General features: G+C 49.0%; 14 protein-coding genes. 3 read left to right on the forward strand and 11 right to left on the reverse strand.

Going from position 1 to position 12,956, the window contains the following annotated elements:
- Positions 1 to 52 precede the first annotated feature (52 nt).
- The 6 genes from ACFO8Q_RS10385 to ACFO8Q_RS10410 all read right to left on the reverse strand — a co-directional run bounded on the left by ACFO8Q_RS10385 (position 53) and on the right by ACFO8Q_RS10410 (position 7,638).
- Positions 53 to 1,066: an acetyl-CoA carboxylase carboxyltransferase subunit alpha gene (locus ACFO8Q_RS10385; RefSeq protein ID WP_380025708.1), complete on the reverse strand. Its 1,014-nt coding sequence runs from the start codon at positions 1,064 to 1,066 to the stop codon at positions 53 to 55.
- A complete protein-coding gene (accD, locus tag ACFO8Q_RS10390; RefSeq protein ID WP_380025709.1) occupies positions 1,056 to 1,928 on the reverse strand; it encodes an acetyl-CoA carboxylase, carboxyltransferase subunit beta in 873 nt (290 codons plus the stop codon). The genes ACFO8Q_RS10385 and accD overlap by 11 nt, the downstream gene beginning before the upstream one ends.
- 17 nt (positions 1,929 to 1,945) lie before the next feature.
- The gene (locus ACFO8Q_RS10395; protein ID WP_380025710.1) at positions 1,946 to 2,143 is read right to left on the reverse strand and encodes a glutamate decarboxylase; all 198 of its coding nucleotides are present in this window, start codon (positions 2,141 to 2,143) and stop codon (positions 1,946 to 1,948) included.
- A gap of 95 nt (positions 2,144 to 2,238) precedes the next feature.
- A complete protein-coding gene (gene ystJ, locus ACFO8Q_RS10400) occupies positions 2,239 to 3,468 on the reverse strand; it encodes an NADP-dependent malic enzyme (protein ID WP_380025711.1) in 1,230 nt (409 codons plus the stop codon).
- A gap of 183 nt (positions 3,469 to 3,651) precedes the next feature.
- Positions 3,652 to 4,113 (reverse strand): phosphatidylglycerophosphatase A family protein, encoded by a 462-nt coding sequence (locus ACFO8Q_RS10405; protein ID WP_380025712.1) that lies wholly within the window; start codon positions 4,111 to 4,113, stop codon positions 3,652 to 3,654.
- Between the two features lie 108 nt (positions 4,114 to 4,221).
- Positions 4,222 to 7,638 carry a DNA polymerase III subunit alpha gene (locus ACFO8Q_RS10410; RefSeq protein WP_380025713.1) on the reverse strand — a complete coding sequence of 1,139 codons (3,417 nt, stop codon included), beginning with the start codon at positions 7,636 to 7,638 and terminating at the stop codon, positions 4,222 to 4,224.
- A 92-nt stretch (positions 7,639 to 7,730) separates the two neighbouring features.
- On the opposite strand from ACFO8Q_RS10410, the gene ACFO8Q_RS10415 reads away from it, so the two are divergent.
- On the forward strand, positions 7,731 to 7,904 hold the full coding sequence (locus ACFO8Q_RS10415) for a hypothetical protein (RefSeq protein ID WP_380025714.1): 174 nt from the start codon (positions 7,731 to 7,733) through the stop codon (positions 7,902 to 7,904).
- A 64-nt stretch (positions 7,905 to 7,968) separates the two neighbouring features.
- Here the strand turns inward: ACFO8Q_RS10415 and ACFO8Q_RS10420 are convergent, their stop codons facing one another.
- Positions 7,969 to 9,282 carry a DRTGG domain-containing protein gene (locus tag ACFO8Q_RS10420; protein WP_380025715.1) on the reverse strand — a complete coding sequence of 438 codons (1,314 nt, stop codon included), beginning with the start codon at positions 9,280 to 9,282 and terminating at the stop codon, positions 7,969 to 7,971.
- A 173-nt stretch (positions 9,283 to 9,455) separates the two neighbouring features.
- Here ACFO8Q_RS10420 and ACFO8Q_RS10425 point away from each other — a divergent pair, with 173 nt between their 5' ends.
- On the forward strand, positions 9,456 to 10,793 hold the full coding sequence (locus ACFO8Q_RS10425; protein ID WP_380025716.1) for a phytoene desaturase family protein: 1,338 nt from the start codon (positions 9,456 to 9,458) through the stop codon (positions 10,791 to 10,793).
- Between the two features lie 26 nt (positions 10,794 to 10,819).
- Here ACFO8Q_RS10425 and ACFO8Q_RS10430 read toward each other — a convergent pair whose 3' ends face one another.
- The gene (locus ACFO8Q_RS10430; protein ID WP_380025717.1) at positions 10,820 to 11,113 is read right to left on the reverse strand and encodes a hypothetical protein; all 294 of its coding nucleotides are present in this window, start codon (positions 11,111 to 11,113) and stop codon (positions 10,820 to 10,822) included.
- 275 nt (positions 11,114 to 11,388) lie between these two features.
- Here ACFO8Q_RS10430 and ACFO8Q_RS10435 point away from each other — a divergent pair, with 275 nt between their 5' ends.
- Positions 11,389 to 11,640 carry a DUF3243 domain-containing protein gene (locus ACFO8Q_RS10435; RefSeq protein ID WP_380025718.1) on the forward strand — a complete coding sequence of 84 codons (252 nt, stop codon included), beginning with the start codon at positions 11,389 to 11,391 and terminating at the stop codon, positions 11,638 to 11,640.
- 41 nt (positions 11,641 to 11,681) lie between these two features.
- Here ACFO8Q_RS10435 and ACFO8Q_RS10440 read toward each other — a convergent pair whose 3' ends face one another.
- From ACFO8Q_RS10440 to ACFO8Q_RS10450, 3 genes are read right to left on the reverse strand one after another with little or no spacing between them, the layout of a single operon-like run.
- Positions 11,682 to 12,299 (reverse strand): FMN-binding negative transcriptional regulator, encoded by a 618-nt coding sequence (locus tag ACFO8Q_RS10440; protein ID WP_380025719.1) that lies wholly within the window; start codon positions 12,297 to 12,299, stop codon positions 11,682 to 11,684.
- Between the two features lie 35 nt (positions 12,300 to 12,334).
- Entirely contained in the window at positions 12,335 to 12,496 is a 162-nt protein-coding gene (locus tag ACFO8Q_RS10445) for a hypothetical protein (protein ID WP_380025720.1), read from the reverse strand.
- Positions 12,493 to 12,744 (reverse strand): GNAT family N-acetyltransferase, encoded by a 252-nt coding sequence (locus tag ACFO8Q_RS10450; protein WP_380025721.1) that lies wholly within the window; start codon positions 12,742 to 12,744, stop codon positions 12,493 to 12,495. The genes ACFO8Q_RS10445 and ACFO8Q_RS10450 overlap by 4 nt, the downstream gene beginning before the upstream one ends.
- Between the last annotated feature and the right edge of the window lie 212 nt (positions 12,745 to 12,956).

Genomic DNA, 12,956 nt, shown 5'->3' on the forward strand with positions numbered 1-12,956 from the left:
TCCCTCCATACAATAAAAAGGAGGTGCCCCATTTGATGAGCACACTCCTAGTTTAACGCACCTTTTCACTTTCAACAATATCTGTTTCAATTTCTTGAACATTTTGAGGAATAATTTCTTTGAATTCACCAATCGCCTTAAATTTGCGATAACGAGCCTCCACCAATTCTTCCTCCGGCAGCAGCAATAATTCCTTGATCGCTGCAACAACTCGCTCTTTCACACGAGAGATGGTCAGTTCCGGATCCTTCTGGGCACCACCCAGCGGTTCTTCAATCACATCATCCGCAATCCCAAAACGGTGCAGATCCTGAGCTGTTATTCGCATCGTTTCTGCGGCACGCTGGGCTTGGGTAGCATCTTTCCACAAGAGAGCAGCTGCCCCTTCGGGCGAGATCACGGAATATACCGCATGCTCCAACATGAAAATCCGGTCACCTACTCCCAAGGCAAGCGCTCCGCCGGAACCGCCTTCCCCGGTCACTACACAAACGATCGGAACGGACAGCCCAGCCATTTCAATCAGGTTTCTTGCGATCGCTTCACTCTGGCCGCGTTCTTCCGCCGCCACACCGGGATAAGCACCGGAGGTGTCAATGAAACAGATTACCGGGCGTCCGAATTTTTCCGCTTGCCTCATTAAACGGAGTGCTTTGCGATAGCCTTCCGGCTCCGGCATGCCGAATCGGCGGTAGATATTCTCTTTGGTGTCACGTCCTTTTTGATGTCCCAGAATGGTTACCGGAATGCCTTCCAGTTTGCCGATACCGCCAACCAAGGCCGGATCATCACCAAACGTGCGGTCACCGTGCAGCTCAATGAAATCAGTAAACATGCCACGAATATAATCGAGAGTCGTAGGCCGTTCAGGGTGGCGGGCAATCTGAACTTTCTGCCATGGGGTTAATTCCCCGTAAATCGACTGCTCCAGCTCGGCCGCCTTGCTTTCCAACTTCTCAATTTCGTCGGAGAAATCGATTCCTTTTTCCTCGGTAAATTTTCGAAGTTCTTCAATTTTGTTGCGGAGCTCTGTCAATGGCTTTTCAAACTGCAAATCAGCTGCCATGACGAACACCTCCCGCATGGAGATCCAAAATCTTCGCAAGCGTGGGTTTCATTTCCTTGCGATGAACTACCTTATCAATTATTCCGTGTTTCAACAGAAACTCGGCTGTCTGAAAATCTTCCGGCAGCTTTTGGCGAATGGTCTGTTCAATTACGCGACGTCCTGCAAATCCAATCAAGGCTCCCGGTTCCGCAATGTTGATATCGCCCAAACTTGCAAAAGAAGCGCTAACCCCTCCTGTTGTCGGATGGGTTAATACCGACACAAATAACAGCTTTTCTTTCGAAAGTTTGTTGAGGGCCGCACTCGTTTTGGCCATCTGCATCAGAGAGAATACCCCTTCCTGCATGCGGGCCCCTCCCGAAGCGGCAAACATAATCACGGGATAGCGTTTCTCCATGGCTCTTTCAATGGCTCGGGTGATCTTCTCTCCGACAACCGATCCCATCGATCCCATAATAAACCGGGAATCCATTACACCCATTACAACCGGATTCCCGCCGATTGTGCCTTCACCGGTGACAACCGCTTCCGTAAGGCCGGTTGCCGCCTGAACCTGTGCAAGCTTGGCAGGGTAATCCTCAAATTGCAACGGATCCACAGAAGTCAGACCTTGGTCATACTCAAAAAAACGTCCCTCATCGAGCGTCGCTGCAATTCGTTCCGGAGCAGACATCGGAAAATGATAGCCGCAGCGCGGGCACGTCTTTAAGTTCTTCTCCAATTCACGGCTGATTAACAACTCGGAGCAATTTTTGCATTTCGTCATAATTCCTTCCGGAATGTTATCTCTCCGTTCAGCCAACTCCTGCGTGGTAATCGTTGCGTATTTACGCTTCTTATGGAAAAGATCCTTAAGCACTCTTTCACCTCTTCAGCTTACAGATGAGAGGAATGCAGAACATCCTTCAACACCTCTTGCACTTCATCCAACTCGGATTCAGGAACCAGAATCTCGAATTGCTGCTTCGCGATGTTGGTTTGGCGAAGTTTTACAAGAAACCCCTCTTGTGTAAGCTTTTGCTTAATTGATTCTGCTGTTTTTTCACCTGACGCAATATAAATGACTGTCCACATAATACAGTTCCTCCTACACCTTGGAAAAACTGACAACATCATAACACAGCCATTTTAGCCAAGCAAGAAACGGATGTTCTGTATTCCGCCTGTTATTATTTGATACCGGCCAAATCTCTTGTCCTGCTCGCTACATCGGAAGGATCCACTTTCAAACGGGCCACTCCCGAGTCCATAGCCGCTTTTGCCACAGCCGCCGCCACATTCGGGGCTACGCGAGGATCAAAAGGACGTGGAATTACATAGTCGCTCCTGATTTCATCTTCCCCTATCAAATTGGCAATTGCGTAAGCGGCCGCTATCTTCATTTCCTCATTGATCGTTGTTGCACGAACATCTAAAGCACCGCGGAAAATTCCCGGGAACGCCAATACATTGTTCACCTGATTCGGAAAATCGGATCGCCCCGTTCCAACCACCTTGGCGCCCGCACTTAACGCATCATCCGGCAAAATTTCCGGGTCCGGGTTGGCCATTGCAAAAATAATCGCATCCCGATTCATGGAACGAACCATTTCTTGTGTGACCGCTCCGCCTGCCGATACCCCTATGAACACATCAGCCCCTGCGATCACTTCTTCCAGAGACCCTGATGCCTTCAGGTGGTTGGTGTTTTTCGCAATCATTTCTTTGATCGGGTTCATTCCGTCCATCCGGCCATCATAGATTGCGCCTTTCGTGTCGCACATAATGACATCCCGCACACCCATGGACAGTAAAAGCTTTATGATTGCGATTCCCGCCGCACCTGCGCCATTTGCCACAACACGGATATCCTGCATCGATTTCCCAACAACTTTTAAAGCATTAAGCAATCCCGCCAAAGTGACAATAGCTGTTCCATGCTGATCGTCATGGAACACAGGAATATTCATTTCTCTTTTCAACCGTTCTTCGATGGCAAAACAGGCAGGGGCGGCAATATCCTCAAGATTCACACCGCCAAAAGTCGGTTCAATCAGTTTGACGGTCTCCACAATACGATCTTCATCGGTTGTGTTCAGACACAATGGAACCGCATCGACACCGGCAAACTGTTTAAATAAAACCGCTTTGCCTTCCATTACGGGCATTGCTGCTTCAGGTCCGATATTGCCAAGTCCCAAAACGGCTGTTCCGTCACTGACGACCGCAACCAAGTTCCCCTTACTCGTATAGTCATAAACTCGGTCGGTGTCCTGGTGAATTTCTTTACAAGGTTCTGCCACTCCTGGTGAATAAGCCAAGCTTAGATCACGAGCATTCGTAACTGAAACTTTTGAGACAACACCGAGTTTACCTTGATGAGTTCGATGCAATTCCAATGCATCTTCCCGCAACCCCATACTTTACACCATCCCACAATTCCCCATCAAAGTAACACAAAACGCTGCAGAAACGCCGGGTTGCTTTGATGGGGATCCAAATAATAAATTCTGGTTCAGTTTAGAAGTCTGTCCTCCATTATACCACGGAAAATCATGGAATTACCACCACACAGTCGAGAGCCGATTTTGGATGGGACGTTTCTATGCGTTGCGGTGAGCGATCCGAGCACTTGCGGCAGCAGCCACCCCCGCCACCAAATCATCCAGAAACACGTGAATTCCGTTCCCTTTGTTGTTTAACCTGGCAAGGATTCCGATTTTTTCCTTGTCCAAATAGCCAAATGAAGTTAAACCGATCGATCCGTAAACGTTGGTAATGCTTAACGCCAGGATTTCGTCCACTCCGTATAACGGTTCGTCTGTCCTTAAAATCGTTTGAAGGGGTTCCGGGAGTTTATTCTCCTCTGCCAACATGTCCAATGCGATTCCTGTATACAAGGCATATTGCACTTCTCTTTTACTTAGAACACGAATCACGCTCTCTTTGCATTCTTCCACACCAAGGTCAGGGTGATATGGCTTTTGCAAGGTGTACACAATCTCAACAATGTTATCTACCGAGACTCCACGCTGCTCCAATAAGGCGACAACTTTTTCATGCATGCAGGTTCCTCCCAAGCAAGGATACTACCATGCTATGTGAGACAACTCCTCGAATTGACGACTATTTTTTAAGAAAGGCTTCGTTTGAATCACATCAAAATGCCGGGGTTACCTTAACACGACGCTCCCGGCTCCCATGATCCGTTCAATCTCCTGCAGCAGTTCAGGCTCCGGTTGCACACGCTCCGTAATTTGGCGGGTTACTTTGTTTTTGGCATAGTACAACACGACCGGGACGGTTCCCTTGTGCCGTGACAGGCAGGTCTTTAATGTTCGAAGACGTGAAGGCTCTTCCTGATCCGGCTCAACCTTGATAAAAAGGGTCCGGTCCCGTTTCACCGGGTCCCGTTCCGCGGCATCACTCTCCGGCGGCAGTTGCTTGATCGATTCTGCCAGCAATCGAATCTCCTCGTCTTCAATCTTGAGCTTGCCCTTTACCAAAAGTACAGGTTCGTTTTGCAAAATCTGCCCGGATTCCGCAAAAACGGCCGGAAACACCACTACTTCAACCGCAGCCGTCAGGTCTTCCAATTCCAAAAAAGCCATAGCCTGGCCTTTCCGGGTTTGCACCATTTTCATGTTTCGCACTCGTCCCGCAACAGTAGTCGTACCGCCATCCTCGGCCTCCTGCAATTCGGCAATACGGTGTCTGGCATGCTGCGTCATCGCGGTTCGATAACGATCCAGAGGATGCCCGGAGACATACAGCCCAAGCAGTTCTTTCTCCATTTCCAAACGTTCCACTTGCGAAAAATCGTCCACTTCAGGATAGTGAAATGGTTCTGTACCAGCCGAATTCTCCATGATACCAAACAAGGAAATCTGCGGTGCATCCTGTTCTTTTTGCAGGAGCCCGCCCTTCTCGACCGCCTCATCAAGAGCCAGCAGCAGGGAACGGCGGCCCTTCCCCATCCAATCAAACGCCCCGCTGCGGATCAAACTTTCAATTACTCGCTTGTTGCATGCACGCAAGTCAATCCGTCGGCAGAAGTCAAGGAGATCAGTAAAGCGCCCTTTCTGCCTTGCCTGCAGGATCGTCTGGATTGCCGATATTCCTACATTTTTAACTGCTGATAGGGCAAAGCGGATTTTTCCGTCCGAAACGGTAAACCGGTAGGAGCTTTCATTCACATCCGGTCCGAGGACCTGGATCCCCATCCTCCGGCAATCATCTATATACTGCGCCACTTTGCCCCCGGAGTGCAGCCAGGAAGTAAGCAGCGCCGCCATAAATTCTGTCGGGTAGTTGGCCTTCAAAAAAGCGGTTCGATACGCAACCACCGCATAAGCTACAGCATGCGAACGGTTAAACCCGTAGTCCGCAAACCGGACAATCAAATCATAGACTTCGTTGGATGTTCTTTCGTCGTACCCTTTTTGCAGACATCCCGCCACAAACAGTTCCCGCTGCTGCTGCAGCACTTCCCGCTTCTTCTTGCCGACCGCTCGCCGCAGCAAGTCGGCTTGTCCAAGGGAAAAACCGGCCATAACAGAAGCAATTTGCATAATCTGTTCCTGGTAGACGATGATTCCATAGGTGTCTTTTAAAATCGGCTCCAAATCGGGGTGCGGATACGCAACAGCCGTTTTTCCGTGTTTGGCCGCAATGTAGTTCGGAATGTTTTCCATTGGTCCGGGCCGATACAGCGAAATCACGGCGACAATATCTTCAAACGCAGACGGCTTCAACTCCCGTAAAACGTTTTTTACACCGTTCGATTCCAATTGAAAGCACCCATCCGTATCCCCTCGTGCAAGCAGCTCATATGTGAGAGGGTCTTCCATATCCATGCGGGTAAAATCGATTTCCACACCACGGGATTGCTTGACCGCTTCAATCGTATGATCAATGATGGTCAGATTCCGAAGACCCAGAAAATCCATCTTCAAGAGCCCTACCGTTTCCAAATCTTCCATCGCGTACTGTGTAACGACTGTCCCTTCCGCTCCACGCAAGAGAGGGACATGGCGGGTTAACGGTTCCTTCGAGATGACCACGCCTGCCGCATGGATGGATGTATGGCGCGGAAACCCTTCGATAGCTCTTGCAGTATCGAGCAGCTGCCTGATCGATTGTTGGTCCTCATACATCTTTTGAAGATTGGGTTCGACCGCGAGTGCCTTGTCAATCGTCATGCTTAGCGAATGAGGTACAAGCTTGGCCACGCGGTCCACTTCTGACAGCGGGAGATTCATCACCCTTCCGACATCCCGAATTGCGGCACGGGCAGCCATCGTTCCATACGTGACGATCTGAGCAACCCGGTTCTCCCCGTATTTGCGGGTTACATAGTCAATCACTTCAACGCGTCTTTCATAATCAAAATCGATATCAATATCCGGCCAGGACACCCGTTCCGGGTTCAAGAAACGCTCGAACAACAGCTTGTATCGAATAGGATCCACATCGGTGATCCGAAGAACATACGCCACCAGGCTCCCTGCAGCAGAACCTCGTCCCGGTCCCGTCGAGATCCCATTTTCATGCGCAAACTTCATGAAGTCCCACACCACAAGGAAATATCCGGCGAATCCCATTTGGCGAATTACTGAGAGTTCGTACTGCAGCCGTTCTCGAACCGCCTCGGAAGGGGAGCCGTAACGTTCCCGCAGCCCCTGCTCGCAGAGCAGCTCCAGGTATGAATTTTCATCATAGCCTTCCGGAAAATCAAACTTTGGCAGATGAGCGGCCCCCAGATTCAGATCAAGCTGACACCTCTCCGCAATCTTTACTGTATTCAGAATTGCTTCCGGCAAATGGCGAAATCGCTCTGCCATCTCCTCGCCGCTTTTGAGATAAAACTCATCATTCGGGAACCTCATCCGATCTTCATCCTGCAGATTCTTGCCGGTCTGAATGCATAACAGCACATCATGAACCGGCGCATCCTCACGTCTGATGTAGTGAACATCATTGGTTGCCACCAGCGGAATCTTCAATTCGCGGGCAATTCGAACCAGATGCTGGTTGATCTGCTTTTCCTCCAACAGGTCATGTTCCTGCAGTTCGATATAAAAGCGATCCTCTCCAAAAATCTGCCTGTACTCAAGCGCCGCCTGACGTGCCCCCGCGACATCCCCCTGCAGAACACGGTTTGCAACCTCTCCTCCCAGGCAGGAAGACAAGGCAATCAGCCCCTGATTGTGGGCACGCAGAAACGCTTTATCTGTGCGAGGCTTGTAATAGAACCCTTCCAATTGGGCCGCTGATACGATTGAAAGCAGATTCTGATAACCGGTCTCATTCTCTGCCAACAGAACCAGATGATAAGGCTTGTCCTGACGGCCGGCTTTTTCCTGCATCGAAGTTCTTGCGACATAGACTTCACACCCGATGATCGGATGAATGCCCCGAGCTTTTGCTTTTCTGTAAAATTCGACGGCACCATGCATCACCCCGTGATCGGTCAGGGCAATTGAAGTCATATTCAGCTCCTGCACACGGTCAAGCAAGGCGTCGATTCGGCAGGCGCCATCAAGCAAACTGTATTCGGAATGAACATGCAAATGCACAAACGAACTCAACCCGATCTCCCCCGACACCGATCATATGTTTGGCATTTATTTTATCACATTTTCCGTCGTCTCCGCATATACTGGTTGGGGGGGATGTGTCATTGAAACGAAAAAAAGGATTCTCTGCACCGACACCGGTGTTGTTTCACGAGGCCATCTTTGATCCCAACAAAAAAGAGAAAGCGAATCAAGAAAGGGATGTGTCACGAAAGAACCCGGAGCAATCCGGGGCCGCCCGGTCCAATACAGGGAAGCAATCATTTAAATGGCAATAGCGGTGAAATAAAAAACTACCCTGCTTCAACTGACAGTTGAAGCAGGGTGATTCTGTTTGCGAAACTACCGGTCCAATACCTGAGCTGAGAGCAACGCCTTCGCCATACGTTCTCCCTCATGCACAATCTCAATATCCGCTTTTCCAAACTTCCTTCCCAAATCGATCACTTCCGCCCGCACCTCGATTTGTGCATCGATTTGAATCGGTTTCATGAAAAATACGGTCACATTTTCCACCGACAAATCCGCATTCTTGGAACGGCGTATCGCTAATTTTCCAGCCTCGCTGATCAACGTCATCAAAACCCCTGACAGAACACCCCCGAGCGAGTTGGTCATCTGCGGTGTCACTTCCCCGACCAAAGTGACCGATTTGTCGTCATTTCTCTCCTCCCTGAAGTGACGCAGAATCAGGTCCTTGATCGTATCCCCTGTATGCGGCTGCTTTTGGATATACTGCAAGCCCTTGATCACATCCTGGCGGGAGACAACCCCTACCAGTTTTCGCCCGTCCACAACCGGCAGCAATTCGATCCCTTCCCAAATCATTTTATGGGCGGTGGATGCAACGGAAGTTTTCGGAGTCACCGTAATCGGATTTTTGGTCATGATTTTCTCAATCAAAACATCATCTGCTTGACCGGAAACATCTTTGGATGTGACAACTCCCAGAACCCGCATCCCCGAGTCAACAACAGGAAAGCGGGCATGTCCGGTTTTTTCCACAAGTTCGTGCCATTGTTTTACCGTTTGATGAGGAAGGATCACATCGGGCTCCGGTTTATTGTGCAGAATGTCTTCCACCATTACGATTTCCTTCTTGATAAGCCGGTCATAGATCGCCCGGTTAATAAGACTTGCAACCGTGAAGGTGTCATAGGAAGATGAGATAATCGGGAGCTCCATCCGGTTGGCTAGAGTTTTCACCTCATCACTCGCGTCAAACCCCCCCGTGATAAGCACGGCAGCCCCTTGTTCAAGCGCAATTCGGTGCACCTGATCACGGTTCCCTACAATTAGCAGACTATCCGGATCAATATACTTTACCATCGCATCGACTTTCATGGCGCCAATCACAAACTTTTGCAGCGTTTTGTGCAGGCCGTTTGCCCCGCCCAATACCGTACCGTCTACGATATTCACCACTTCTGCATAGGTCAGACGCTCAATGTTCTTCTTTTGTTGTTTTTCAATCCGAACTGTCCCTACCCGTTCGATCGTCGAGGCAATCCCGCGAGTCTCCGCCTCCTTGATCGCCCGATAAGCTGTTCCTTCCGAAACACCCATGTGTTTCGCGACCTGACGCACGGAAATTTTAGATCCGATTTCAAGACTTTCAATATATTCAAGGATCTGTTCGTGTTTCGTAGCAGACACTTGGATCCCCCTCTTCTAGTGTTATATATCAGTATTATAGACTGTTGCAGTGAATGGTTCAATCCATACATAGCAATCCCTTTTTTGGCGAGAGATTTCCATAGCCAAAAAAGGTGGAATATACTACAATGGAAAGGTTGATTCCAAACAATTGAGGGAGTAGATTCTTTGTCATGAACAGAAACCGTGCAGTCGTTATCGGAGGGGGACTGGCGGGTCTTAGCGCGGCAGCCAGACTCGCGAAGAAAGGACTCGACGTTACACTTCTCGAGAAGGCTCCCAAACTTGGGGGACGGGCGATCACCATCCCGCTGAAAGGGTTTGCTTTCAACTTCGGCGCTCACGCCATCTACAGCCGTGATTCCTCTTATATACGGAAGCTGGAAAAGGAACTGGATCTTCAAATCGGGTGGGTCGATTTCGATCCGGCGAAGGCGCGATACGATCTCGGGGATGAATTGACGGAGATGCCCGCCACACTTGAGGGTTTGTTTAAAACAAAAGTCTTGTCCGGTTCCGGAAAGGCTTTATTTGCAATTGAAGTAATCAAGACGATCTGCCGCCTGGAGCGGGGCGAAGAAGGGGTAACGATCGGGGAATGGCTGGAGCGCTCCGGCAAGCATGAAGACGTAAAAGATCTCATGTTGACTCTCGCATCGAGCAACTTCTTCACGAAGGAACCGGAACGCATTCCTTCAACTGTTTTCTTCTCGTATTATCAGCGGTTGTTCCAAACATCAAAGGCTGTCAGTTATATCGCCGGCGGCTGGCAGAGTCTGGTCAGTGAACTGGAACGAGTGATTTTGGAGTCCGGGTCCGGAATCATCACCAAAGCAAAGATTGAACGAGTGGTATTCGATGGAAATCGGGTTACAGGTGTTGAAACCTCTGACGGAGTAATCGAAGGCGACCAGTTTGTATTCGCCATTCCTCCGAAAGAGCTGGCGAAGATTTTTGCCGGAACTCCTTTGGAGCAACCGATCGCACCCTATCTCTTGTTCCGTCCAAATACGATTCTCGTCTATGACATCGGATTGAAGAAACGGATTGAAACACCTTATACCTATATTTACGATAAAAAAAGCCGGGTGTTTCTGACCGACATCTCAGCCTATACGGACTGCACTCCGCCAGGAGGCCAACTGATACAGGCCGTTGCATATTTGCGCAGCGAGGAAGCCGGCAATCGTGAATATGCCGCAGAACTGAAAGCGGCAATCGAGCATCTGTTTGACAAGCATCTTCCCGGCTGGCGTGATGAACTGGCCGCTCAACGCTACACGGAGCGAGCGGCAGCCCAGGAAATCAAAATGGAAGATGACCAACGCTTACTGCCGGTGAAGTTCCACGTAACTCCGAACGCTTACTTTGCCGGAGACTGGGTAGAAGGTGTCGGAATGCTGTCGGAACTCTCCTTCTCCTCCGCTTACGAGGCAGGAAGCCGGATCCTGGAAAGCATAAAACGAAAGCAAAAAGAGTGGATGTCTGAACGAGACGCTCATATAGGGTAAAGGGATGCCGTCAGGCATCCCTTTTTTCACCTCGAGAACAATCGGCGACGGCGGCGCTCATACTGCAGGCGGGCTGCCGTTCGTGCCACCTCACGTTCCCAGTTCCGCTGATGCTGCAGGCGGCGTTTCCTTTCTTTATCCACCCCAATGAGATAATACAAATTCGCGGCTATGATCAATACTCCGAACAACAGCCAGACAACTGAAAACACCCCGCCAGCCGACCAAGACACTTCAGGCAGCTGAGGAATCGCATAAAACAACACCGCCAGTCCAAGTCCCATATACACAAAGGAACGCAACGCCTGTTTTTGCTTCATACTTCCACCCTCTCCACAATGCTTGACACATTGTATGAGCTGTACCGGACAAGTATGACTGTCATATGACGAAACCCCTTACAAGGACAAAAAAAAGGTGGCCGCAGCCACTGATATAGAAAGGGGGTTATGTCGATACCTAAATTATATTTGTTTTTTATTACAAATATGTTACAGCTCCATTACGTGTTTGTAACAATGTATAAATTTTCCGCCCTTGAGGAACAGTACTCTTGTACTATCCGCAAAATCTCACTGCAGGAGGGATTTTTTTCATGTCAGTACTTGACAATTTTGATCGCTGGAAAGAGTTTCTCGGTGATCGAGTGCAGCAGGCGCAAGAGGCTGGAATGTCCAATCAGCAAATTGAAGAAGTGGCTGTCCGCTTGGGCGAGTATCTGTCGAACAAAGTGGACCCGGAGAATCCGCAAGAGCGTCTTCTCAAGCAAATGTGGGAGTCAAGCCCGAGTCCGGATGATAAGCACGCAATGGCTCGGATCATGATGAACCTCGTTACCAAACATTAATTTCGGTGCTGGTATGAAAATAGACCCCTCATGGCAGGGGTCTATGCATTTTCCAAATGTCTCTCCATCAAATTCGCAATTTGTTTTGAATTGGGATCCTCTTGCTTTTTTAAGGCTTGAGTCACCCTACGCTGTCTTTCCTCAGAATGATTCTGGCTCAATTTCCATTTCCCCTCGATTTGGTCGATCTCAATCCGAAATCCAACCACCGCGTTTAACAGATTGTCAAAAAATTCTTCGTCCAGACGATCTACAATCGACGAGGACGGTTCATAAAATTGCACTGAATCCCGGATAATCTCTTTCAAGGAATCCTTGTCTTGGATCAACACCATTTTCCCGTAAACATGAACGGCCACGTAGTTCCACGTCGGAACCGTGTTGGGTTCCCCGTACCAAGTCGGAGAAATGTAGGCATGAGGTCCCTGAAAGACAACTAAAATTCGTTGATTGTGGATTTCTTTCCAATGGGGATTGGCCTTGGCCATATGTCCGGATAAAATGCCATTGTCACCCGAGTTTTCATCCAACAAAAACGGCAAATGTGTGGCAAAAGGCTGTCCGTTCAATTGGGCAAACATAATTCCGAAACTGTTCTCTTTTATGAAGTTGACCAGCTTCTCCCTGTCCTGCACTTCAAATGATTTAGGTATATACATCTGCAGCCCTGGTTCACCCAGGCTCCCTCCCCAGTTTAGTTTTTCGGTCCCAATTCCGGACGGTACAGCCGCATGTATCGCTTGAGATCATCTATATACTTAAAACCGTATTTTTCGTATAAAATGTGTGCGTCTTCAGTCGCCAATAAAAATGAACGAACCCGAAGTTCCGGATGCTGCGTGATTATACTCATCAACCATTTCGACAACCCTCCCCCCGATAAGGTTCCAGAATAAAAACATCAGCCAGATAAGCGAAAGTGGCAAAATCGGTAATTACTCTTGCGAACCCAATTTGTTTGGCTTCTTCCTGATCCGGGTGCCCCTTGTAGACTCCAAAGCAAAGTGATGAATTGGCAACCGACTTTTGTACAATCTCTTTCGGTATTCCTTTTGCCCAATAGGATTCTTTGTTCAGGTAATTAAAAATCACCTCCTCATCCAAAAATAAGACTCTCGGAATTAAAATTTCCTTACAGGCTCTAGTCTCTTGACTAGGGCCATTTATTGTTTCACCCCCAAAACAGGAGTGCGAACAAATTTTCCTCTTGACTTTTTCAAATCACCCCAACAATCGCGATGGAGGTATCTAATTGCCTACTACTAGACGGTTTGGGTGATGTTCATGATTCCTGTTGCTCGTTCTCATGAAGCCTA

The organism is Effusibacillus consociatus, from assembly GCF_042652925.1.
GTDB lineage: Bacteria > Bacillota > Bacilli > Tumebacillales > Effusibacillaceae > Effusibacillus > Effusibacillus consociatus.

Excerpts from the sequence above, each read along its gene's own strand:
- ACFO8Q_RS10385 (WP_380025708.1), bottom strand. The coding sequence starts at position 1,066 with ATGGCAGCTGATTTGCAGTTTGAAAAGCCATTGACAGAGCTCCGCAAC.
- ACFO8Q_RS10395 (WP_380025710.1), bottom strand. The coding sequence starts at position 2,143 with ATGTGGACAGTCATTTATATTGCGTCAGGTGAAAAAACAGCAGAATCA.
- ystJ (WP_380025711.1), bottom strand. The coding sequence starts at position 3,468 with ATGGGGTTGCGGGAAGATGCATTGGAATTGCATCGAACTCATCAAGGT.
- ACFO8Q_RS10405 (WP_380025712.1), bottom strand. The coding sequence starts at position 4,113 with ATGCATGAAAAAGTTGTCGCCTTATTGGAGCAGCGTGGAGTCTCGGTA.
- ACFO8Q_RS10425 (WP_380025716.1), top strand. The coding sequence starts at position 9,456 with ATGAACAGAAACCGTGCAGTCGTTATCGGAGGGGGACTGGCGGGTCTT.
- ACFO8Q_RS10430 (WP_380025717.1), bottom strand. The coding sequence starts at position 11,113 with ATGAAGCAAAAACAGGCGTTGCGTTCCTTTGTGTATATGGGACTTGGA.
- ACFO8Q_RS10435 (WP_380025718.1), top strand. The coding sequence starts at position 11,389 with ATGTCAGTACTTGACAATTTTGATCGCTGGAAAGAGTTTCTCGGTGAT.
- ACFO8Q_RS10440 (WP_380025719.1), bottom strand. The coding sequence starts at position 12,299 with ATGTATATACCTAAATCATTTGAAGTGCAGGACAGGGAGAAGCTGGTC.